We start from the raw sequence: 23,016 nt of genomic DNA, 5'->3' as shown, positions 1-23,016 counted from the left end.
CGCATTGCGCCCGAAATCCGCCGAACCCGTCAAACCCCAGCCAATCCGGCCTCAAACCCGAGCCGCAAGGCACCCCACATTGGCCTGACCCTCCCTCCTTGCCCCTATAACTTAATAACGCAACGGGCCCCCTTGTGGGGGAGATCGACCATTTCGGCGTTATTTTAGTCGATTTTTAATCTTTTTTCGCCGGACCACTGGACAAGGCGAATCACCTTTGATTCTTTACTGACGATTCGGATGTGCGGCGTTTGCCGGATCACCAAGCAGCATAGGCAATTCGGGGAGTGCCATTTATGGCGAAGGCGGACGCGTGGGGCGCGCCCGGAGGGACGGTTTTTGCGCATCGCGAGACGCGCGGCGACGGTCTTGCCGGGAATACGCGGCTCATCGCCGAACCGGCCTACCGGCGGCTTCTGGCCGCCGAGCCGCTGCTGCGCCGATCAATACCCGCCCTCATCATCACATTCCTGATCGTCATCGCGGCGCTGCGCGTGCTGTCACTGATGAACGAGCGCGACGATGTCGAGCGCAATGCCAAGGCGATCCTGACGCTGGCGGCGGGCCAGCTGGCCAGTTCGCTCGCCACCACCTCGGAAACGGTGCCCGGCGCCATACAGGATCTGCTGGAGACCACCAGCCGTCAGGGCGCGATGGGCCGCAGCCATGTGCTTGTCATCACCGACAGCGCTTTCAAGATCGTCGCGGTGACGCCGCGCTCGATGCCATGGCAGGGCCATTCGCTGGACGGCCTCGTCGAGGGCGGCCAGCCCTTGTTCATGTTCGGCGATCATGCCGGCGTCATGGACGTCAACATCGACGGACGGGACTGGTACGCGGCGGTCAGCCTGGCGGATGGCGGAAAGGGCGCATCGGCGGCCCTGGTGCCACAGGACGCGGTTTTCGATGCCTGGCGCAAGACCGTTTCGCTGAACGTCACCCTGTTCGTGCTGACGGCCGGCGTGCTGATCGTCATCCTCTATGCCTATTTCGGCCAGGCCGCGCGTGCGCAGGCGGCCGACCGCATCTACCTCGAAGCGCATCAGCGCATCGACATGGCGCTGGTTCGCGGCCGCTGCGGCCTGTGGGACTGGGACATGGTGCGCGGCAAGATGTACTGGTCGCGCTCGATGTACGACATGCTCGGCTACAAGCCGTGCGAAACGATGCTGTCCTTCGGCGAGGTCGATCAGATCATCCATCCCGAGGACGGCGACCTGTTCGAACTCGCCAACAGAATCGTCGCACGCGAGATCGACCATATCGACCAGGTGTTCCGCATGCGCCATGCCGACGGCCAATGGATCTGGATGCGCGCACGGGCACAGGTCATCGATCCGGAAGCGCCGGAGATACAGCTGATCGGTATCGCCGTCGACGTCACCGAACAGCGTCATCTGGCGCTGCGTTCCGAGGCTGCCGACCTTCGCCTCAGAACGGCGATCGAGAACATCAACGAATCCTTTGTGCTGTGGGATTCGACGCAGCGCCTGATCATGTGCAATTCCAAATACCAGCAGGACAACGGGCTTTCGGACCGCGACGTGATGCCGGGCACCGCGCGCGCGGCGCTGGAAGAACGCATGCTGGCCTTTGCTTCCGAACGGCGGCTTGCCCATACCAGCGGCCTGCAGGGCGGCGCCACTTTCGAGCGGCAGCTGGCCGATGGCCGATGGCTGCAGGTCAACGAACTGAAGACCCGGGACGGCGGCATCGTCTCGGTCGGCTCCGACATCACCCAGATCAAGCTGCACCAGGAGAAGCTGGTCGACAGCGAGCGACGGCTGATGGCAACGATCCATGATCTCAGCCTCGCGCGGCGGGCCGAAGAGGAGCGTTCGCGCGAACTGGTCGACCTCAACCGCAAATACATGAAGGAAACCGAACGCGCCGAAGCTGCGAACCGGGCCAAATCCGAATTCCTGGCCAACATGTCGCATGAGTTGCGCACGCCGCTGAACGCGATCATCGGCTTCTCCGAACTGATGGAACAAGGGCTGTTCGGCCCGCTCGGATCGGAGCGCTACGAGGAATATGCCACCGACATCAACAGCAGCGGAAAATATCTGCTGGGCGTCATCAACGACATTCTCGACATGTCCAAGATCGAGGCCGGCCAATTCTCGCTGGACCGGGAAGAAATCGACCTCGGCCCGCTGATCAGCGAAACCGTACGCGTCGTTTCGCTGCAGGCGGCGCAAAAGGCCATCACCGTGGAAACGCGCATTGCCGATGCGCTGACGCTGGTCGCCGATCGCCGCGCGATCAAGCAGATCGTCATCAACCTTTTGTCCAATGCGGTGAAGTTCACCGGCCAGGGCGGCCACATATCGGTCAGGGCCCGCAACACATCCGGCGCGTTGGTGCTGACGATCGAGGACAATGGCTGCGGCATCCCCAAGGAGGCGCTCGGCAAGCTAGGACGGCCCTTCGAGCAGGTGCAGAACCAGTTCTCCAAGAGCCATGCCGGGTCTGGCCTTGGCCTTGCCATCTCACGTTCGCTGGCCGAGCTTCAGGGCGGCGCGCTGAAGATCCGGTCGAGCGAAGGTGTCGGCACGATCGTGTCGGTGCGCATTCCGGTGAAGAGGGCCGTGCCGGCGATCAAGGTTGCAGCGTGAATATTTTATCACCATCCCAGGCCTGATCCCACCTCATGGACGCGAGGTGAAACGCTTTGACAAAGTTATCTATTTTATCCACCTTAGATAAGAAAGGTAGACTTTGTCATGCGAGTGACTTCAACAGAATTCCAGCAGAATGTCGGGCGTTTTCAGGACGCTGCCCAGCGTGCGCCGGTCGCAATCACAAAGAATGGCCGGACCCACACGGTACTCCTGTCGGCGGCGATGTTCGAGGTGTTGGTCAAGGGACGAGTCGCCCGTAACGCGGAAGAACTGGATGATGAGACGCTGAACGCCATCGCCGAAAGCGCCGTACCGAGCGAATATGCCGGGCTCGATGCGATGCTCAAAGACTGGACACCGTGAGCCTGCCCAAACCTATCCCGGGTCTGGTGATTTCCTATTCTTACCTCTGGGTGAGAGAACACGAAAGGGTGCCGAAGAAGGTCGCAAAAACCGACCATGCGCCATTGTCGCCGCGCGCCGGGTCGTGGAGGGCCGTGAAGTCATAACGGTCGTTCCGGTCACACACTCGCCACCGGCTGATCCTGCCGATGCAGTAGAAATACCTGCGCCACTCAAAGCCCATCTCGGCCTCGATGACACGCCGTCATGGATCGTCGTGACCGAAACCAATGACTTCCTCTGGCCGGGTCCCGATCTCAGGCCCATCGCGGGAAGCAAACCGTCCCGATTCGACTATGGTATGCTGCCGCCGCGCTTCTACGCCTATCTGCGGGAGAGAATTTTGCAGGCTCACGCACGCCGCGCGCTCCGGCAGATTCGGCGAACAGAGTAGCTGCATGAGACTGGAAAACACGAAACGTCTTCAATTCCAAGGGACGATCGCTTCACGGTGATCCCGAACGAAACAAAAGATCAAAGTCCTTCCTGACCTTCTGCGACGTCTCCTTGAGGTGTGCTTCCAGCACACCGAAATCCGGCAGGTCGGTCACCGCCAGAAGCAGATCCGAAAGCCCCGGCGGAACGTCGTCGCGCTCGAAGGCTCCGGTGAGGCACAGCCGCGTCATCTGGGTCAGTGCAAGATAGAGCGCGTAGGCATCGCCAAGCTCCTGCCTTATCCCGGCATCGGCGAAGCCCGATGCAAGGCGCGACAGGATCTCGGCGGTGCCGGTGGCGCGGCGCCCGGTCTCGACCTGCCCGGTGATGACGGCCACCTGGGCGATGAATTCCAGATCGATCAATCCTCCGGGAATAAGCTTGATGTCCCAGAGATCGCGCGGCGGCTTTTCCTTCTCGATCATAGCCCGCATGTCCGCAGCCTCGGCCATCACCTTGGCGGCGTCGCGCGGCTGTCCAAGCACCGTCGCCACTTCCGCTTCAACCTCGCCGCACAGGCTGGCGTCGCCGGCAATGGCGCGGGCGCGGGCCAGCGCCATGTGTTCCCAGGTCCAAGCTTCCTGGCGCTGGTATTTCTTGAAGGCATCGATATGGGTGGCCACCGGCCCCTTGTTGCCGGACGGCCGCAGGCGCAGGTCGAGTTCGTAGAGCACCCCCTCCGCCGTCGGCGCGGACACCGCCGCGATCAGCCTTTGCGTCATGCGGGTGTAGTAATGCGAAGGCGCCAGCGGCTTGTCACCGTTGGACTCTTCGGCATCCGGCGCGTGGTCGTAGAGCAGGATCAGGTCGACATCCGATCCGGCAGTCAACTCGCGGCTGCCGAGCTTGCCCATGCCGAGCAGCGAAACCACGCCGCCGGCAATGGTGCCGTGGCGTGCCGCGAATTCGGCCGTCACCGCCTTCAACGCAGCCTCGATGGTGAGATCCGCCAGATCGGAAAAGGCGCGGCCGGCCCGCGCCGGATCGATCGAGCCGGCGAGCAGCCGGACACCAATCAGGAATTTCTGCTCGGAGGCAAAAATGCGCAGCCGGTCGAGCACATCCTCGTAAAGTCGGTCGCCCTCGACGAAGGCGGAAAGTCGCGCCGACAGATAGGCGCGGTCCGGTAGTTCGGTGAGCAAGGCCGGGTCGAGCAAACCATCGAAGACATGCGGCCTGCGGGTGATGATCGCCGCCAGCCGGGGGGCGGCCCCCATGATCGTCGCCAGAAGCTTCAGCAGGGCAGGATTGGACTGCAGCAGGGAGAACAGCTGGATGCCAGCCGGCAGGCCGGCGAGAAACTCGTCGAAGCGCATCAGAGCTTCGTCGGCCCGGCGCGTCTGGCCGAAGGCGCGCAGCAGCGCCGGCGTCAGTTCCGTCAGCCGCTCGCGTGCCTCCGCCGACTGGGTGAGGCGATAGCGGCCGAAATGCCAGCCACGGATGACGCGGCAGATGTCGCTTGGCCGCTGAAAGCCGAGCCCGTGCAAGGTCTGCAGCGTATCGGGATCGTCGACATCGCCGGTGAAGACCAGGTTGCCGATGCCGGTCGATAGTTCGGGTGCTGTTTCGAACAGTGCCGCGTAGTGGCGTTCGACCTGCTGCAGCGAGGCACGGAACGCTTGGGAAAAGGCAGAAGCGTCGGCAAAGGCGAGCATGCGGGCGATGCGCTCCAGGCCTTCATCATCTTCCGGCAGTGTGTGCGTCTGCTCGTCGGCAACCATCTGCACGGCATGTTCGACGCGGCGCAGGAACCAGTACTGGCGGGCAAGCGCATCGCGCGCCTCGGTGGTGATCCAGCCGCGGGTCGCAAGCTCACCGAGCATCGGCACGGTCTCGCGGCCACGCAGTTCAGGGAAGCGTCCGCCGGCGATGAGCTGCTGGGTCTGGACGAAGAACTCGATCTCTCGAATGCCGCCGCGGCCAAGCTTGACGTTGTGGCCTTTGACCGCAATCTCGCCATGGCCCTTGTGGGCGTGGATCTGGCGCTTGATCGAATGGACGTCGGCAATCGCCGCGTAGTCCATGTATTTGCGCCAGATATAGGGCTGCAACTCCTTGAGGAAGGCCGCACCCGCGGCCAGATCGCCTGCCACCGGGCGTGCCTTGATCATCGCGGCGCGCTCCCAGTTCTGGCCGCGTGCCTCATAGTAGCGCAATGCCGCCTCGACCGGGATCGCCAGCGGTGTCGAACCGGGGTCTGGGCGCAGTCTCAGATCGGTGCGGAAGACATAACCGTGTTCGGTGCGGTCCTGCAGGATGCGCACCAGGCGGCGCGTCAGCCTCGAAAACAACTCGGTGGCGTCGAGCGGATCGACGACGGCGGGCGCTTCCGGATCGAAGAAAACCACCAGATCGATGTCGGAGGAAAAATTCAGCTCATGCGCGCCGAGCTTGCCCATGCCGAGCAGGATCCAGCCCGACTGTTTCGACGGATTGCCGACATCCGGCAGTTTGAGTTTGCCCTGGCCATGCGCGTCACGCAGCAGGAAGTCGACGGCCGCACGGGTGCAGGCGTCTGCAAGATCGCTCAATCGCCGGACCGTCAGCGCCGTTTCGGCCTCGCCGGCAAGATCGGCCAGCGCGATCAGGAAATGCGCCTCCGCCTTCCACTGGCGCAGCTCCATCATCAGGCCGGATTCCGAGACTGCTTCGGTTAGATGCACCTGGTCGATGGCGGCGCCGATCGCCTTCAGCCGAGCCTCGATCGTCTGCTCGAACAGCCCGTCCAGGATTTGCGGCCGGCGACGTGCGGTATCACGCAGGAACGGCGACAGATCGAAGACGGCGGCAAGGAAATCCTGGCCCTCCCCTTTGCCTGCCAGGAACTTGGCCAGCCGCGTCAGTCCTTCTTCGCGCGCGGCGGAAGCGATCTCGGCCAGTTCCAACCGCGCACGGTCCTTGTCGAGCGGAGCAAGCTTGGCAGCCGGCTTCAGCAGCCATCCAGTCTCCACCCGCTTCGCTGCAGTGCTCATCAGTGATCCTCCCGAGCCGGGAAACTCATGACCACGGATAGTCCAGGATTGCCAGGCAAGAGTTCAAGCCGGCCATTGTGGAACGTCATGACCGCCTTGGCGAGGCTGAGGCCAAGACCGGAACCCGGCTGCGAACGGCTCTTCTCCAGCCGCACGAAACGTTCCGTGGCGCGGGCGCGGTCGCCATCGTCGGGAATGCCGTGTCCATTGTCGGCAACGGACAGGCGAACGTCCGCACCGGCTCGCTCGAGCGTGACGCGCACCGCCGGCTGGGCATTGGCGCCTGTGGAATATTTGATGGCGTTGTCGACGATGTTCGACAGCGCCTGGCCGATCAGTTCGCGGTTGCCGTTGACGGACACCGCCTCGCGCGCGTCTGCTTCCAGCGATACGCCTGCCTCTTCCGCCACCGGCTCGTAGAGTTCGACGACATCGCGCACGGCCTCCGCCAGATCGACGCGGTTGGTGTTCTCCGAGGAGTAGCCAGCCTCCAGCCGGGAAATCATCAGGATGGCGTTGAAGGTTTTTATCAACTGGTCTGACTCGGCAATGGTGCCTTCCAGCGCCTGCCGGTAATCGGTGGGCTTTTGCTTGCCCGAAAGCGTCGCTTCGGCCCGATTGCGCAGCCGGGTCAGCGGCGTCTTCAGATCATGCGCGATGTTGTCGGAAACCTGCTTCAGGCCTTCGTTCAGCGCGGCGATCCTGGCCAGCATGGCATTGAGATTTTCGGAGAGCCGGTCGAACTCATCGCCAACCCCCGTCACGGGCAGCCTGCCCGACAGATCGCCGCCCATAATGCGGCGGCTGGCTTCCGACACGCTGTCGATGCGCTTCAGCGCGGCGCGGCCGACAAAAAACCAGATCAGCAATCCGCCCAGCCCCATCATGCCGAGCGCCAGCATCAGCGCACGGCGGATGACCGCACGAAACCGCTCCGGCTCGCCAAGGTCGCGGCCGACCAGCATGATCATCTGGTTCGGCAGCCGCAGCACCAGCGCTATGGCGTTGTGGCCCTTTTCGCCCTGCGCCTGCGCATCGTTCTGCTCGGATTGGGTGGTGGTACCCTGCTCGGCGGGAAGGTTGCGCAGGCGCTCGAGCTCTCCCTCGCCAAAGCGCTGATAAGAGAACGGACTGCTGGTCCAGCCTTCGTTCTCGAGAACGCCCGGCTCCAGGCTCTGCACATTGCCGGTCAGGATTTGGCCGTTGGCGTCGGCGATCAGGTAAAGGTTGGCGCCGGGCTGGCGCGAGCGCTGTTCCACCACGCGTACCAGGATCGGCAGGCCACCGCGCTGATAGGCGCGGGCAAGGCCGAGCACTTCGTCATTGATGGTCTCCTGCGTCTGTGCGGTCAGCATTCGCGCCGACAGCGACGTCATGTAGAAGACGAGCGCCACCGCGCAGAGCGCGAAGAGCAGGAAGTAGAGCGCCGAAAGCCGCGCTGCCGTCGTCTTCATGATGGCTGGCACGGAAAGAGCCATGCCGCAGCTAGCCGCTCTTCAGCATATAGCCGGCGCCGCGAACCGTATGCAGGATGGGCTTGTCGAAGCCCTTCTCGATCTTGCCGCGCAGCCGCGAGACATGGACGTCGATGACATTGGTCTGCGGATCGAAATGGTAGTCCCAGACATTTTCCAGCAGCATGGTGCGTGTCACCACCTGGCCGGCATGCCGCATCAGATATTCGAGCAAGCGGAATTCACGCGGCTGCAATGTGATCTCGCGTGACGCACGGCGGACCGAATGCGACAGCCTGTCGAGTTCGAGATCGCCGACGCGGTAGACGGTTTCGGCTTCCTTGGCGCTGGCGCGACGGTTCAGAACCTCAACGCGGGCGAGAAGCTCGGAGAAGGCATAGGGTTTCGTCAGGTAGTCGTCGCCGCCGGCGCGCAGCCCCGTGACCCTATCATCGACCTCGCCGAGCGCCGACAGGATCAGCACTGGCGTTGTGTTGCCCCTGGACCGGAGACCGGCAATGACCGACAGGCCGTCGCGACGCGGCATCATCCGGTCGATCACCATCACGTCGTAGTCGCCGGCGTCGGCGAGCGCAAAGCCGGTTTCGCCGTCACCGGCGACATGAGCGGTGTGACCGGCCTCGGCAAAGGCTTTCTGCAAGTAATCCGCAGCCTCGCGATCGTCTTCTATGACGAGAATCTTCATAGGGCTGTTATACGCGATTTCGCCGGAAGGTTGAGTGGCAGACATCTGCATTGTGGCCTTTGCCAAAGCGCACCGCGATCAAGATTGCCCGAAGCCGTGCGCGATAAAGCTGCTCGCCGCCGATGTCGTTTGCATCGGATCGCGGAAGCGCTTTTGAAAGTGTGCGGCAGCGGACGATGGGAAGCCCGCTGCCGCCGGGGGAAGGCGCGATGACTGACTAACGCGCGCTCCTCCATGCTTTCCCGCACGGCGGCTCGGGGTATTGAAACTGCCGCACTGGAAAAGTCCAACCTGCCGCCGGAACGCCCTCACCCACCTGGAAAGGCCGAGAGAACGCTCCGGGACCGACCTCAGCCTTTGGCGACGGGCAGCGCGACGAACCGATTGGTGTCGTCGCGGGTGATCTGCATCAGCACTGCCTTGCGGCCGGATTTGACTGCTTCGGTCATCGCCTTGGTGACGTCTTCGGTGCCGTTCACTTCGGTCGAATTGACTGACGTGATGACGTCGCCCGGCTGGATGCCGCGATCGGCGGCGTCGCTGTCGGGATCGACATCGGTCACCACCAGTCCCTTGCCGTTTTCAGACTTGGTAACGGTCAGGCCGAGATCGGCCAGCGTGTCGGGCTTGGCCGGGGCGGCGGGCTGCTGCTGATCGACAGAGGCCTGCTTGTCGCTCGAAGGCAGTTTGCCGAGATCGACCTTGACCGTCTGGCTCTTGCCGTCGCGCCACACGGTGACGTCGACCGACTTGCCAGGCGAATAGGCGCCGATCAGCCGGGCCAGTTCCTTCGGCGAAGCGACATCCTTGCCGTCGACCTGGGTGATCACGTCACCGGCCGTGATGCCCGCCTTCTTGCCGGGACCATCGTCCTGGGCACTGGAAACCAGTGCGCCGTTGTTGGACTTCAGACCAAGCGACTCAGCGATGTCGGAGGTGAACGGCTGGATTTCCACACCGAGCCAGCCGCGCTGCACGGAACCGCTCTTCATCAGGTCCTGAACGACCTGCTTGGCGGTCGAAGCGGGAATGTCGAAGGCGATGCCGACGCTGCCGCCTGACGGCGAGAAGATCGCGGTGTTGATGCCGACGACCTGGCCGTTGAGGTTGAAGGTCGGACCGCCAGAATTGCCGCGGTTGACCGATGCGTCGATCTGGATGAAGTCGTCATAAGGGCCAGCGCCGATGTCACGGCCGCGGGCGGAGACGATGCCGGCGGTGACGGTTCCACCAAGACCGAACGGATTGCCGACGGCCACCACCCAGTCGCCTACGCGAACCTTGGAGTCATCGGCGAAGTCGACATAGGTAAACTTGCCGACGCCGTCGACCTTAAGCACGGCGAGATCGGTGCGCGGGTCGGTGCCGATCAGCTTGGCGTCGAGCTCCTTGCCGTCATGCATCACCACGGTGAAGGCCGAGCCTTCCGAAACGACGTGGTTGTTGGTGACGAGATAGCCGTCATCCGAGATAAAGAAGCCGGAGCCTTGAGCAACCGGCCGCGGCTGGTCGTTGTTGCGGTCGCGGTGGCTGAAGCGCCTGTTGCCGCCACCCTGGCCGTCCTGGTCACCAAAGCCACGGAATTCCTTGAAGAAGCGGCGCAGCTGTGGATTGTTGGGCAGGTTGTTCATGCCATCCTGGTCGTCGGACGGGTCGGAGCCATCATCGGCGGCCGGGCTGATCTTGGCCTTGACCTTGACGCTGACAACGGCGGGAGAAACGCGCTCGACGACATCGGCGAAGCCCGGCACCTGCGGCGCCTCGACGCGCACGGCATCGGCCAGAACAGGGCTGGTTCCGCTGGTCAGCGCGCCAACGCCGATCGCACCGGCCACCGCGACAGATGCGACGGCAGCCATGAGACGCTTGCGGGTGACGGAATATGAATTGGGGGCAATATTCATGGATTTCTTATCCTCTTTCAACGGACGCTGCTTGGTCGGCATCCTCAGGAAAAGAGAATTAGAGCGGCACACATTACAGCGCCATTTCCGACACATGAAACTTTGGTAATGTTTGGGAGTCAGGGGACGTACAATCCCCTTGGCTGCCATGTCCGATGTGCTATCTTGTACACAACTCAGCACAAGGCTTTCATAAATGACAGCAAGCACCACCATGACCATCCGGGTCTCTCCCGAAACCAAGCTGAAGCTGGAGCGGATCGCCACCGACACCCGGCGTAGCAAATCGTTCCTCGCCGCCGAGGCGGTCTCGGCCTACGTCGATCGCGAACTCGATATCATTGAAGGCATCAAACGCGGCATGGAAGATGCGGCGGCTGGCCGTGTCGTGCCTCACGACGATGCGATGGCGGAAATCGACGCAGTCATCGAATCGGCGGAAGCCAGGCGCTTGGGCAAGGCGTGAAGCGGTTCGTCGCCTGGTCGCGAGAAGCGCTGGACGATCTTAAGCAGCAAGTTGCCTTTATCGCTCAGGACAATCCTGCTGCCGCCCGACGCCTGGCGGATCGTATTCATGAAATGGGCCAGGGCCTTGGTGAGATGGCGACGGGCCGCCCAGGCCGAGTGACAGGCACATATGAGAAGCTCATCGACCGCCTGCCCTACATCATTGCCTATGAGTTGCGCCCAATCGCTGGCCGTCAGAGCGTCGTTATCCTGCGCGTCATTCACACGTCGCGAGACTGGCCCTCGGAGGAATGGCCAAGCTAATTGCCTAGTATCTTGTCCAGCGCCGCCTGTTCCTCAGTGGTCAACGCATTGGTCGCCAGCACGCGGCGCGACCGCGCGGTCAGCACGATGAAAACGCCTCCTATCAGCAACAGCAGGACGGGCGTGCCCCATAGCAACGCATTGCGCAGGTCGAAACGCGGCTTCAGCAGCACGAACTCGCCATAGCGCGAAACCACGTAGTCCATGACCTGCTGGTCGGTGTCGCCGGCGACGAGGCGCTGACGCACAAGGACGCGCAAGTCGCGGGCAAGGTCGGCATCGGATTCGTCGATCGACTGGTTCTGGCAGACCATGCAGCGCAAGCCTTCCGACAGCGCCCGCGCCCGCGCCTCCAGCGTTGGATCAGGCAGCACCTCGTCAGGCTTCACCGCCGAGGCCGTGCCGGCAAAGAACAGCGCCAGCAGCAGGATAATGGAGGTCAGAGAAAGCCGCGCGTTCATGGCAGGGTCGCGGATGGCACCGCGCTCGCCTGCTTGCGCCGCCGCGACGGCGCGCCGACGCGCAGGCGCCGGTCCATCAGTGACATCGCCGCGCCCGCCATCATCATCAGGCCGCCGCCCCAGATCAACGTCACCAGCGGTTTCCACCACAGACGGACGACGACGGAACCGTCATTGCCCTCGTCGCCGAGCGAGATGTAGAGCTGCGAGAAACCAATCGTCCTGATGCCCGATTCCGTCGTCGTCATCTGCCGCACCGGATAAAACCGTTTGGCGGAGCTGATTTCGCCAACAGGGCTGCCGCTGACGCCGATCAGTTCGAAGCGGCCGAGATCCTCGCTGTAATTCGGTCCCTGGGCCGGATGAAGCCCGACGAAACGCAGCGTATGGCCGGACAGTTCGACGGTCTCACCGGCATGCATCGACAGGATCTTCTCGGTGCCGAAGCAAAGTGTGCCGACGATGCCGAGCGTGGTCAGGCCCAAGCCAAGGTGAGCGAAGGCGGTGCCGAAGACCGAGCGCGGCAGGCCGAGCAAGCGCCTGACCATGATCCCCGCTGCGACATTGCCGACCCCCGATTTGACGGCGAGGTCGGTGAGCGCGCCAAGGATCAGCCAGACGGCAAGGCCAACGCCCAGGGCTGCAAACACCGAGGCGCCGTCGATGAACAGAACGGTGACCAGCGTCGCCAACAGCGCCGCTGCAAAGGCCACCATAAGGCGCTGCGCGACGGCGAAGACATCGCCGCGCTTCCAGGCCAGCAACGGCCCGAACGGAACCACGAGCAGCAGCGGCACCATCAGCGGTCCGAAGGTGAGATTGAAGAACGGCGCGCCGACCGAGATCTTGTCGGCTGAAAAGGCTTCGACGGCGAGCGGGTAGAGTGTGCCCACGAGGACGGTCGCCGTCGCCGTCGTCAGGAACAGATTGTTGAGGACCAGCGCCCCTTCTCGGGAAATCGGTTGGAACAGGCCGCCGGTCGTCAGCCGGGAAGCGCGCAGCGCAAACAGCGCCAGCGAGCCGCCGATAAACAGCGTCAGTATGCACAGGATAAACACGCCGCGCGTCGGATCGGTGGCAAAGGCGTGCACAGAGGTCAGCACGCCTGAACGCACGAGGAAGGTGCCGAGCAGCGACAGCGAAAAGGTCAGGATGGCGAGCAGCAGCGTCCAGATCTTCAGCGCCGAGCGCTTTTCCATGACGATGGCCGAATGGAGCAGCGCGGTCCCCGCCAGCCACGGCATGAAGGAGGCGTTCTCGACCGGATCCCAGAACCAGAAACCGCCCCAACCGAGTTCGTAGTAGGCCCAGTACGATCCCATGGCGATGCCGCCGGTCAGGAACATCCAGGCGACCAGCGTCCACGGCCGCACCCAGCGCGCCCAGGACGCGTCGATGCGGCCTTCGATGAGAGCGGCAACCGAGAAGGAAAAACAGATCGAGAAGCCGACATAGCCGAGATAGAGAAAAGGCGGGTGAATGGCGAGGCCGAGATCCTGCAGGATCGGGTTGAGATCGCGGCCTTCGATCGGCGCCGGATTGAGCCGGATGAACGGATTGGACGTCGCCAGGATGAACAGGAAGAAGACGGCGCCGATGGCGCCTTGCACCGCAAGCACATTGGCGCGCAGCGTCGCCGGCAGGTTGGAGCCGAAAGCGGCGACGAGCGCGCCGAAGAAGGTCAGGATCAACACCCAAAGCAGCATCGAGCCTTCATGATTGCCCCAGGTTCCGGTGATCTTGTAGATCAACGGCTGCAAGGAATGCGAGTTTTCCCACACGCTTGCCACCGAGAAATCGGAGCTTGCATAGGCACTCGCCAACGCTGCGAAGGACAGCGCCGTCAAGGCAAAGCCGGTCACCGCGACCGGACCGCCGACGGCCATGAGGCGCTGGTTGTTCAGGCGCGCGCCAAACAGCGGCACCACCGTCTGCACCAGCGAAAGCGCAAACGCCAGGACGAGGGCGAAATGTCCGGCTTCAACCATGCCCGTGATCCATTGTCGCTCTCCTGCCGGAGCTATTCACTCTTGTTCTCCTGCCAGACGCCCTTGGCCTTGAGGCCGTCCGCAACCTCCTTGGGCATGTAGCGCTCATCATGCTTGGCCAGCACGCTATCGGCAACAAAAACCCCGTCCGGGCCGAAAGTACCCTCGGTGATGACGCCCTGCTCTTCGCGGAAAAGGTCGGGCAGGATGCCGGTGTAGGTGACCTTGACCGATTTGTGCGTGTCGGTCACCGAAAAGCCAACCGTGGCCCCCTGTCCGCGCTGGATCGTGCCTTTTTCGACCAATCCACCCAACCGGATGCGCTGGCCAGGCTGGACGCTGGCGGTGGTGAGATCGGCCGGCATGTAGAAATAGGAGGCCTTCTGGCCAAGCGCGTAAAAAGTCAGCCCGGTCGCGGCACCCAGGAAGACCAGCCCGCCCGCGATCACCGACAATCGTTTCTGCTTGCGCGTCATGTCTTGTTCTACTCCGTCGCCGCAAGCCCAAGCGAAGCGGCAAAGGCAGTGAATTTCTTCGCCTGGTCACTGTCGGCTCCAAAGACGGCAATGGCGCGACCGAGCGCCTCACGCGCCTGATCGGCCTTGCCGAGCACGACATAGGAACGAACGAGCCGCATCCATCCTTCCGGATCGCGCGGATTTTGCCGTAGTTTGTCGTCGAGGCCGGCGACCATCGTATTGATCATGGTCTCCCGATCCTGCGGCGACATCGAGGATGCGGCGTCGACATCGCCGGCATCGGGACCGTTGGTGGCGCCGCCGGAAGCGACGTCGGAGCTTCCGGATTTGGCGAGCGCCTGCTCGACGGCACCGCGCCATGGCGAGTCCGGCGGCAATCTGCCCAGCATCGCCTGCCATGCCGTGGTCGCTTCCTTGGCGCGACCCTCCTGCGCCAATGCCATGGCCAGGTAGAAGCTGGCCTTCGCATTGGCCGGATCGAGCTTCAGGGCTGCCTCGAAAGCATCCTGGGCATCGGCCGAGACAATGCCGCCTGCCGCGCTGGCGATCGCCTCGCCGAGACCGGCCTGGCGAACGGCGCTGTCGCCATCGAGCCGAATGGCGTTGCGATAGGCTCCTGCCGCGTCGGAAAAGCGCTGCATGCGCAGATAGACCGGTGCCAGCACGTCCCAGCCCCTGCCGTCAGTGGGATTGGCGGCCAGATGGGCTTCGGCCCGCGCCACCAGCTCGTCGACCGAACTGTCGGCGGGATTCTTGGCCAACCGCTCGCTGAGCGGTTGCGACGGCAGGTCAGGGGAGCCAAGCTTGACATAGAGCCCCCAACTGACCAGCGGCACCGCCAGCACGGCTACGGTTGCCACCAGCCTTGCCGTGATCGACGCTCGGCCAGGGTTTGCGCCGCCGGCGGTACCCGCATTGTCAAGGCGAAGGATGCGGCGAGCGATCTCGGCGCGGGCCTCGGCGGCTTCGGCCGGCTGGATCAAGCCACGCGCGGTGTCGCGGTCAAGCTCGGACAATTGGTCCCGATAGACTTCGAGATCATGTTCGCCGCTCGACGACGCGCCCTTGGCGCTGGCGGCCAGCGGCAGCAGCACCGCCAGGCTTGCACCCAGCGTGAGAATGGCGGCTATGACCCAGAACAGCATGGTTCTTCCAATACCGGCAGAGCTCTGCCGTGCCAACAGATGCATGCTGCGACGCTTTGACGACGCCAGCCGCCAATCGTCGGCAGACGGTCGTCAGGTCAGCGGCGTCCAGCTGCCATCGGCGTTGCGGCAAGCGGTTCCACGCGCCGTGACCCCGGCGCCGGCGGAAAACACCGTCTGCGTGTACTGGCGGCAGTCCTGCGAACCGACGCGGTACGGCTGGGCCGGAACCACCTCGCCGTAGCGCGAAGCCTGAGCGCCCTTCCACGTCACCTTCTGGCCACTGGTCGTATATTCTAGCGCCTTGTATTCAGCCTCGAGCGCGCTGCGCTTCTCGGTCTCGCTGAGGCCGTTGCCGATCGCCCCGCTGATTAGGCCGCCGCCCATCGCCGAAATGATCGTCGTGGTCACCTTGCCGCTGGAAGGAGGTGTCGAGGCCGGTGTCACTGCCACGGTTGGACCCTTGCCGCTCAAGGTGGTGCAGCCGGAAACGGCCAGCAATGCGGAAACGAGAGCGACGCGAATCTTCATGCCAACAACCGATTTTCTTGAGTGGGAGCCTGCCATGGATGCGCCGGGGGCCGCGTCATCGAGAAGTTGGCGTGGCCATAGTATTGATATTTGTCGGAAATTTGGCCGCTGGCCGCTGCAGGACCAATCGACATGCCGCCCAATAACATCTCCCGTCCCTCTATGTCGATTGGCCCTAGTGAACATCACTGAAGGCTCCGCAATCGCACCACCGCCTTCAATCCGCCCATACCGGACCGTTCGAGCGCCAGAACGCCTCCATACTCGTTGACAAGGTCTGCGACAATGGCCAGCCCCAGACCTGTTCCGGGCTTTGTCTCGTCCAGACGCCGTCCTCGCTTCAGCGCCTCGCGCGCCTTGTCCTCCGGAATGCCGGGACCGTCATCCTCTATGCTGATCTCGAACAGGCCGGCCGGGTCGTCCTTGCCGGTCAAGGGCACGACCGAAACCTGCACCGCGCTCTTTGCCCATTTCATCGCGTTTTCAAGAAGATTGCCCAACAGTTCCTCAAGGTCCTCGCGCTCGCCGGCGAAGACGATCTCGGTTGCCGACAGCGACAGCGACAGATTTGTCCGCGGATTGAGCTTCTGCATAACCCGCACCATGCGCTGCACCAGCGGCGTCACCGGCGTGCGGTAGACGACGCTGTCGCGTTGTGCCGCGACGCGGGCGCGCTGGAGATAGTGTTCGACCTGCTTCTGCATGGAAGCGGCCTGTTCGGCGATCAGCTGCCCCTTGGCACCGCCGAGCGCGCGGCCCTCGTTGAGCAGCACCGCCAGCGGCGTCTTCAGCGAATGGGCGAGATTGCCGACCTGTGTTCGCGACCGTTCGACGATGCGCCTGTTGTTTTCGATCAACGCATTGGTTTCGTTGGCAAGCGGTTCGATCTCGGCTGGGAACTGGCCGTCGAGCCTCTGCGCGGTGCCCTCGCGCACCATGGCAAGCGCGTTCCTGACCCGGCGCAACGGCTGCAGGCCAAGCAGGATGGCGATCGCGTTGATGGCGATCATGCCGACGCCGAACAGGGAGAGGTAAGTCAGCAGGCGGCGCTGGAAGGTAGCGATTTCCTGTTCGAGTTCGCTTTGGTTGCCCATGACGCGGAAGCGCGCGGCGCGGTTCTTGGAATCGAGAACGAATTCGCTCTCGAACACTTCGAGCTGCTCACCATCGATGCCTTCGGTCGGATAGCTGCGCTGGAAGCTGGCGTTGAACGGCACATCGGCAACGCTCGGCGACGGGATGTTTTTCAACATCGAAGACGAATGAAGATCACCATGCACACCTTCCGAAGCGGGCTCCACCGACCAGTACCAGCCCGAATTCGGCTCCGAGAACCGAAGGTCGCCGAGGTCTGGCGCGCCGGTCAGCGCACCGCTGTCGGAGATGCCGATCGAACCGATCAGGTTGAACAGATGCGCCGAAAGCAGGCTGTCGAAGCCCCGCTCGCTGGCCTGGCGATAGAGCGTGGTGATCAGGGTGAAGATGACGACAAGCGTTACGATCGCCCAGACCGTGGAAAAGGCGATGACGCGGAACGTCAGGGAACGCGGCCACAAACGCAGCGAAAGCGGCGCCCTTGCGGTTGGTTTGAGCGGTTCCGAGTTACGCCTCCGGCTCACGCATGCGGTAGCCCATGCCGCGCACGGTTTCGATCATGTCGATGCCCATCTTCTTGCGCAGCCGCCCGACAAACACCTCGATGGTGTTGGAATCGCGGTCGAAATCCTGATCGTAGAGGTGCTCGACCAGTTCGGTCCGCGAGACGACCTCGCCCATATGGTGCATCAGATAGGCAAGCAGGCGGAACTCGTGCGACGTCAGTTTCAGCGGCACGCCGTCGACATCGGCCTTGGAGGCCTTGGTGTCGAGACGCAGCGGCCCGCAGGTCAGTTCGGACGACGCATGGCCGGCAGCCCGCCGGATCAGGGCCCGCAGCCTGGCCAGCACCTCCTCGATGTGGAACGGCTTGGTGACGTAGTCATCGGCGCCGGCATCGATGCCGGAGACCTTGTCGCTCCAGCGGTCGCGCGCCGTCAGGATCAGCACCGGCATCTTGCGGCCGCCGCGTCGCCAACGCTCGACCACGCTGATGCCGTCCATCTGCGGCAGGCCGATATCGAGCACGACGGCGTCGTAGGGCTCGGTGTCGCCAAGGAAATGGCCTTCCTCGCCGTCGAAGGCGCGGTCGACGACATAGCCGGCATCGACCAGCGCATCCGATATCTGCCGATTGAGATCCTTGTCATCTTCGACGACGAGTACACGCATGCGGAGTTCGATACCTGTTGAAGAGCTTTACCTGTTGAAGAGCTTTGTCAGATTGAAGACTGGGGCAGATATAGGCCGATTCCGGCGGCCTGGGAAACGTAGCCTAAGGTTGATTGGATCAGTTCAGCGGAACGACGATTTCGGAACGGCGCGGACGTTGTCCGTCCTTGCCCGGAACGAGCACGACGATGACACAGACCGGCTGGCCGCCGCGCGTCGACTGCGAGGCCTTGGCCAGCGTTCCGCCATTCTGTTCGGCCACCTGTTGGCCGATGGCGTAGCAATCGGACGCCGCCAGTACGATCGGACTGGCCAACTCGGGCGGCGCGATGACCGGCATCGCCATCGCCTGCGACGCGAACAGCCCGGCAGCACAAAGCGCCAGTGTCGCGGTTCGGAAGTGGGAGCGAAGCGTTTTCATGACCGGCGTTGTAACGCATCGGTGCTGAACGTGAAATGAACGGTGAACGCCGCTGAAAACATCCTCGCCACACCCCTGCAACGCGAGACAGTCAATCTGGAATTTCACCGCCTCGAACAGGTGAAATCCCGCGAAAGCCCAGTCTAGACTCCGTTTTGACCATATTGAAAGCGCATCAGGCATTTTCCTGGGTTATCGCGCGAAAACGCAGCAGCCCGTGATGCACGAGCAGATCCTCGTCATGGCGGGCTTCGGCAAATTCCAGCGACAGTCGTGTCTGGCCGCGAGGGCCGATCACCAATGCTGCGTCGGCAAGGCGCGCCTGGATGGCGGCCATGATGGCTAGCGTTTCGGCGTCGCCATGGGCTTTCGACCAGACATGCAGCGTAATCAACTGATCGTCGGTGTTCTCGGCGCCCGTATCCCAGTCAAAAGCGGAGGTATGGCCGCAGGTCACGTACGGAAAAGCGGCATTCTCGGTTGGCCGTTCGAGCAGTCCGGCGCCGCCCAGCAAGGCCGATAGCGATGCATCGCTTTTCAGCCTGAGAAACAGTGCCTGCTGTAAATCGCCTGGCGCGGTCATCGTCTTTTCCTCCGGTTCCTGCGCTGCCGACTATTGCTTTTCGGAAGCCCGCGTTCTGCGTGTTCTGACAGATATAGCCATTCGACGCGCGGAGGCGATGGCGATTCGTCATCGGAATGATGGATGCCGATGATCTCGAAAGGGCGACTTTGCCAACACCATCGTCCGCGGGCACCGAGCTGTGAACATGGACTCTCGATTCCTGGTCACATATTCTCGCTCCATACAAGGTCGCATGACGCAATGTTCCTTGCCGTTTTTGATCCACGAAGCCATTTCGGAAGCTGATGATGCTCGATGCAGAAAAGACCAGGGCTGCGTCGCGGCTGTTGGTAGGCCACTGGGACAAGGGCACCCGTCTCGACGCCATACCTGAGGCGTTGCGCCCACAAACACGGATCGAAGGTTACGCTATCCAGTCGCACGTCATGGATCGCTCGGTGGCCCCTCTTTTCGGCTGGAAGATTGCCGCCACCAGTCTGGCCGGACAAAGGCACATCAACGTCGACGGCCCGATGGCCGGACGTCTCCTGGCCGAAAAAGCGGTGGAGGTCGGCGGGACCGTTTCCCTGGCGACGAGCAAGATGCGCGTGGCCGAGATCGAGTTCGCTTTCCGCTTCGGCCGCGAGCTGCCGCCTCGTCCGGCACCCTATGAAATCGCCGAGGTGATGGAAGCCGTGGCGACCTTGCACCCGGCGATCGAAATTCCGGACTCACGCTATGACGATTTTTGCGCCGTCGGGGCGCCGCAGCTCATTGCGGACAATGCCTGCGCCAATCTGTTTGTCATCGGCGAGGCGGCGGACGACTGGCGGGACGTGGACCTTGCAAAGCACCCCGCGGTCGCCTCCGTTTCCGGAAGGCCGCAACATAGCGGATCGGGAGCAGCCGTGTTGGGCGATCCTCGCATCGCGCTCACCTGGCTCGTCAACGAGCTGTCGGGCCTGGGCATAGCGCTCCAACCGGGACAGGTGGTGATTACAGGTACCTGCGTGACGCCGATTGGCGTCGAGGCAGGTGACGAAGTCACTGGCGATCTAGGCAGGTTTGGCCGTGTCTCTGTGCGGTTTGTCTAATAGCCCCCACGCTGCCTGGCCACGAAACTGCGCACCGCCAGCACCAGAACGGTGATGATGATCAGGATCACCGAGAGCGCGGCGATCGCTGGGTCGATGTTGTCGCGCAGGCCCATCCACATCAGCCTGGGCAGCGTGATGGCGTTGACCGAGGTGATGAACAGGGTGACGCCGATTTCTTCCCAGGACAGCACGAAGGAGAGAAGCGCCGCGGTAATGATGCCGAACTTGATGTTGGGCATGATGATGCGGGTGGCGCGCTCCCACACAGTGGCCCCTAAGCCCCGCGCGGCAAGGTCGATGCGCCGGTCGAGCTGGCTGAGCGAGACCAGCATCAGCACGGTGGCGAAGGGCACGGTCATCACCGAATGCGCCATGGCGACGCCAAGCCAGGTGTCGTAGCCGAAGAACGCGCTGAAGCCCGAGATCGAGGTCAGCAGGAAGTAGAGCGTGATCGCCGAGACCACCGGCGGCACCACCATCGGCAGCAGCACGAAGCCGACCAGGGCCGCGGTGAAGCGCGGCTGGAACATCCAGACGCCAAGACTGAAGCACAGCGCGAGCACGGTGGAAAAGGCGCTGCTGACGACGCCGATGCGGATCGAGAGCAGGATCGATTGGAGCCAGCGCGGGTCCTCGACCAGCGCCCGGTAGTGGCGCAGCGACAGTTCGCCCGACGGCATCGCCAGCATGCGGCTCGGCGTCAGCGACACCGGGATGACGGCGAGCAGCGGCATCAGCAGGAACAGCGCCACGAAGGCGGCGATGATCAGCGAGACAGGACCGGGGCGGTAGGTCGGCATCAGATCAACTGCTTCGGTCTGACATAGCGGAACAAAAGCGCCATCAGCGCGCCGACGAACAGCACCAGCACGACGCTGATCGCTGCACCCAGACCCCAGTCCGGGCTCTGGAAGATCCTGAGATAGATCAGTTCGGCGATCATGACGCTGCGGCCGCCGCCGAGGATCGCCGGCGTGACGAAGAAGCCGAGCGAGAAGACGAACACGATCATCGCCGCGCCGATGATGCCGGAGCGCGTCATCGGCACGAACACCGTCCAGAAGGTGCGCATGCGGCTGGAACCGAGGCCACGCGCAGCTAAAAGCACGCGGTCGTCGAGGCTGCGCATGGAAGATGCCAGCGGGAAAACGGCGAAAGGAATGAGGAAGTGCGTCATGCCGACGATGACGCCGAATTCGTTGCGCACCAACGCCAACGGTTCGGAAATGAAGCCGATCGCCTGCAACCAGGTGTTGATCAGGCCGCGATTGGAGAGCAGCGCCACCCAGCCGAAAGCACGGGTCAGCACGGAAATCCAGAAGGGGACGAGAATGCAGAACTCGGCGATCAGGCGCTGTGCCGGGGTTCCACGCACCCAGACGACGGTGATGGCGTAGGCAGCTGCCACCGAAACGACAGTGACGACCGCCGCGATGCGCAGCGTGCGGATGAACACCGACTGCACGAGATCGTCGGTGAGCAGCGCCTCATACTGGCCGAGGCCGGGCGTCGGCAGTGTAAAGCTCCATTTGACGACGCCGAGAAACGGCCAGGCATAGGTCAGGACAAGAAACAGGAGCAGCGGCGCCATCAACAGCGCCGCGCCCATCCTGTCGGAGAGATAGGATCTCATTTCGACCCGATTACCCCGCCCCTGATCAGGCCGAGATGATCTTGGTGTATTCGTCGAGCGCCGGCCCATAATTCTTGGCGTACCAGTCCATGTCGAGCGCGATCTGCTTCTTCATGTTCTCGGGATCGACCGGATTGATGCGCTTCTTGTCGGCGGGGATCAGCGCGTCTGCCGCCGGGTTTGCAGGACCTTGGCCGAGCTTGTCGAACATGACCAGCTGCTTTTCAGGGTCCTGGGCACTGGCGATGAACTTCATCGCAGCGTCCTTGCCGCCGGGGTTGCCCTTGAGCACGGCCAGCGCGCCGGGCGAGATCAGGCCCTGGTCCCAGATGAACTTGATCTTGCCGCCCGAATCCTGCTCGATCAGCGAGGCACGGGTCGACCAGACGATCGCCATCGAGGCCTCGCCATTGAGTAGCACGCTCTGGCTTTCGGCGCCGCCGCCCCAATAGGCAACGACGTTTTCCTTGAAGGCGGCGATCTTGTCATGGGCGCGCTTGAGGTCGAGCGGGTAGAGCGACGCAGGCGCGATACCGTCGGCGAGCAGCGCCGCTTCCCAGCTCGACACGCCCCATTTGTAGAGCGAGCGCTTGCCGGGGAATTTCTTCACATCGAAGAAATCGGCCATGCCGGTCGGCGCGTCCTTGCCGTACTTCTCGGAATCATAGGCGATGACATAGGAGAAGAAATAGGTCGAGGCGGCGTATTCCCAACCAAAGCCGGGCCGCATCTTCTTCTTGTCGACGATGTTGTAATCGATCGGCTCGAGAGCCCCTTGGGCGCCGAGCGTGATGGCCGAGAACGGGTCTACGTCGACGAGATCCCAGGTCGGCGCGCCGCTCTTGAACTGCGCGGCGATGGCGCCTTCGGTCGGACCCGAACCGTCCATCTTGACGGTGATGCCGGTGTCCTTGGTGAAAGCCTGGCCATAGGCGGCATCGTAGGCGGTGATGGCATCGCCACCCCAGTTGACCAGCACAAGTTCCTTGGCCTGCGCAAAGGCACCTGTCGAGCGCAGCAGCATCGGCGTGCCGGCCAGCACGAGTGCCGCCAACTGTGTGAATTGCCGGCGCGAGATCTCGCCGCGACCTGCCCTGGCGGACAGGCTCTCGATGGCTTGTTTCTTGGTGTCATGTGTCATGTCAGTTCCCCTTTTTTGT

The 23,016-nt window shown here is 63.0% G+C and carries 21 protein-coding genes; 5 read left to right on the top strand and 16 right to left on the bottom strand.

Going from position 1 to position 23,016, the window contains the following annotated elements:
* Positions 1-296: 296 nt before the first annotated feature.
* Both NKJ04_RS28600 and NKJ04_RS28595 read left to right on the top strand, forming a co-directional pair.
* Positions 297-2,618 carry a PAS domain-containing sensor histidine kinase gene (locus tag NKJ04_RS28600; protein ID WP_352678685.1) on the top strand — a complete coding sequence of 774 codons (2,322 nt, stop codon included), beginning with the start codon at positions 297-299 and terminating at the stop codon, positions 2,616-2,618.
* A 108-nt stretch (positions 2,619-2,726) separates the two neighbouring features.
* Positions 2,727-2,987 (top strand): type II toxin-antitoxin system prevent-host-death family antitoxin, encoded by a 261-nt coding sequence (locus NKJ04_RS28595; RefSeq protein WP_023812822.1) that lies wholly within the window; start codon positions 2,727-2,729, stop codon positions 2,985-2,987.
* A 485-nt stretch (positions 2,988-3,472) separates the two neighbouring features.
* Here the strand turns inward: NKJ04_RS28595 and NKJ04_RS28590 are convergent, their stop codons facing one another.
* From NKJ04_RS28590 to NKJ04_RS28575, 4 genes are all read right to left on the bottom strand, one after another.
* On the bottom strand, positions 3,473-6,433 hold the full coding sequence (locus NKJ04_RS28590) for a bifunctional [glutamine synthetase] adenylyltransferase/[glutamine synthetase]-adenylyl-L-tyrosine phosphorylase (RefSeq protein ID WP_352678680.1): 2,961 nt from the start codon (positions 6,431-6,433) through the stop codon (positions 3,473-3,475).
* Entirely contained in the window at positions 6,433-7,911 is a 1,479-nt protein-coding gene (locus NKJ04_RS28585; RefSeq protein WP_023812819.1) for a sensor histidine kinase, read from the bottom strand. Before NKJ04_RS28585 ends, NKJ04_RS28590 begins: the two co-directional genes overlap by 1 nt.
* 7 nt (positions 7,912-7,918) lie before the next feature.
* Entirely contained in the window at positions 7,919-8,593 is a 675-nt protein-coding gene (locus NKJ04_RS28580; protein ID WP_023812818.1) for a response regulator transcription factor, read from the bottom strand.
* A gap of 350 nt (positions 8,594-8,943) precedes the next feature.
* Complete coding sequence (locus tag NKJ04_RS28575) at positions 8,944-10,497, bottom strand: Do family serine endopeptidase (protein ID WP_352678675.1); 1,554 nt, start codon at positions 10,495-10,497, stop codon at positions 8,944-8,946.
* 196 nt (positions 10,498-10,693) lie between these two features.
* On the opposite strand from NKJ04_RS28575, the gene NKJ04_RS28570 reads away from it, so the two are divergent.
* Positions 10,694-10,963 carry a CopG family ribbon-helix-helix protein gene (locus NKJ04_RS28570; RefSeq protein ID WP_023812816.1) on the top strand — a complete coding sequence of 90 codons (270 nt, stop codon included), beginning with the start codon at positions 10,694-10,696 and terminating at the stop codon, positions 10,961-10,963.
* Positions 10,960-11,268, top strand: a complete 309-nt coding sequence (locus NKJ04_RS28565; protein ID WP_128303003.1) for a type II toxin-antitoxin system RelE/ParE family toxin — start codon at positions 10,960-10,962, stop codon at positions 11,266-11,268. The genes NKJ04_RS28570 and NKJ04_RS28565 overlap by 4 nt, the downstream gene beginning before the upstream one ends.
* Here NKJ04_RS28565 and NKJ04_RS28560 read toward each other — a convergent pair.
* The 9 genes from NKJ04_RS28560 to NKJ04_RS28520 all read right to left on the bottom strand — a co-directional run bounded on the left by NKJ04_RS28560 (position 11,265) and on the right by NKJ04_RS28520 (position 19,144).
* A complete protein-coding gene (locus NKJ04_RS28560) occupies positions 11,265-11,729 on the bottom strand; it encodes a cytochrome c-type biogenesis protein (RefSeq protein ID WP_128303002.1) in 465 nt (154 codons plus the stop codon). The genes NKJ04_RS28565 and NKJ04_RS28560 overlap by 4 nt on opposite strands.
* A complete protein-coding gene (locus NKJ04_RS28555) occupies positions 11,726-13,717 on the bottom strand; it encodes a heme lyase CcmF/NrfE family subunit (protein WP_352678673.1) in 1,992 nt (663 codons plus the stop codon). The genes NKJ04_RS28560 and NKJ04_RS28555 overlap by 4 nt, the downstream gene beginning before the upstream one ends.
* Positions 13,718-13,749: 32 nt before the next feature.
* The gene (ccmE, locus tag NKJ04_RS28550) at positions 13,750-14,193 is read right to left on the bottom strand and encodes a cytochrome c maturation protein CcmE (RefSeq protein WP_127292579.1); all 444 of its coding nucleotides are present in this window, start codon (positions 14,191-14,193) and stop codon (positions 13,750-13,752) included.
* Positions 14,194-14,201: 8 nt separating this feature from the next.
* Positions 14,202-15,341, bottom strand: coding sequence for a c-type cytochrome biogenesis protein CcmI (gene ccmI, locus NKJ04_RS28545; protein ID WP_352678671.1), 1,140 nt, complete (start codon positions 15,339-15,341; stop codon positions 14,202-14,204).
* A 93-nt stretch (positions 15,342-15,434) separates the two neighbouring features.
* On the bottom strand, positions 15,435-15,872 hold the full coding sequence (locus tag NKJ04_RS28540; RefSeq protein ID WP_023812810.1) for an RT0821/Lpp0805 family surface protein: 438 nt from the start codon (positions 15,870-15,872) through the stop codon (positions 15,435-15,437).
* Positions 15,873-16,057: 185 nt separating this feature from the next.
* Positions 16,058-17,491 carry an ATP-binding protein gene (locus NKJ04_RS28535; protein WP_352678668.1) on the bottom strand — a complete coding sequence of 478 codons (1,434 nt, stop codon included), beginning with the start codon at positions 17,489-17,491 and terminating at the stop codon, positions 16,058-16,060.
* Positions 17,475-18,140, bottom strand: coding sequence for a response regulator transcription factor (locus tag NKJ04_RS28530; RefSeq protein WP_023812809.1), 666 nt, complete (start codon positions 18,138-18,140; stop codon positions 17,475-17,477). The genes NKJ04_RS28535 and NKJ04_RS28530 overlap by 17 nt, the downstream gene beginning before the upstream one ends.
* A gap of 118 nt (positions 18,141-18,258) precedes the next feature.
* On the bottom strand, positions 18,259-18,561 hold the full coding sequence (locus NKJ04_RS28525) for a hypothetical protein (RefSeq protein WP_127257297.1): 303 nt from the start codon (positions 18,559-18,561) through the stop codon (positions 18,259-18,261).
* A 175-nt stretch (positions 18,562-18,736) separates the two neighbouring features.
* Positions 18,737-19,144: a DUF3168 domain-containing protein gene (locus NKJ04_RS28520; protein WP_128302999.1), complete on the bottom strand. Its 408-nt coding sequence runs from the start codon at positions 19,142-19,144 to the stop codon at positions 18,737-18,739.
* A gap of 290 nt (positions 19,145-19,434) precedes the next feature.
* Between NKJ04_RS28520 and NKJ04_RS28515 the strand changes: the two genes are divergently transcribed.
* Positions 19,435-20,220, top strand: coding sequence for a 2-keto-4-pentenoate hydratase (locus tag NKJ04_RS28515; RefSeq protein ID WP_352678688.1), 786 nt, complete (start codon positions 19,435-19,437; stop codon positions 20,218-20,220).
* Here the strand turns inward: NKJ04_RS28515 and NKJ04_RS28510 are convergent.
* From NKJ04_RS28510 to NKJ04_RS28500, 3 genes are read right to left on the bottom strand one after another with little or no spacing between them, the layout of a single operon-like run.
* Positions 20,217-21,023, bottom strand: coding sequence for an ABC transporter permease (locus NKJ04_RS28510; protein ID WP_023812805.1), 807 nt, complete (start codon positions 21,021-21,023; stop codon positions 20,217-20,219). The genes NKJ04_RS28515 and NKJ04_RS28510 overlap by 4 nt on opposite strands.
* On the bottom strand, positions 21,023-21,856 hold the full coding sequence (locus tag NKJ04_RS28505) for an ABC transporter permease (RefSeq protein WP_128302996.1): 834 nt from the start codon (positions 21,854-21,856) through the stop codon (positions 21,023-21,025). Before NKJ04_RS28505 ends, NKJ04_RS28510 begins: the two co-directional genes overlap by 1 nt.
* A gap of 25 nt (positions 21,857-21,881) precedes the next feature.
* Positions 21,882-22,997, bottom strand: coding sequence for an ABC transporter substrate-binding protein (locus tag NKJ04_RS28500; protein WP_023812803.1), 1,116 nt, complete (start codon positions 22,995-22,997; stop codon positions 21,882-21,884).
* Positions 22,998-23,016 lie beyond the last annotated feature (19 nt).

This window comes from Mesorhizobium sp. M0618 (genome assembly GCF_040320765.1).
Lineage (GTDB): Bacteria > Pseudomonadota > Alphaproteobacteria > Rhizobiales > Rhizobiaceae > Mesorhizobium.
The sequence above is the reverse complement of the archived record's forward strand: the minus strand, read 5'-3'. Positions and strand labels throughout refer to the sequence as shown.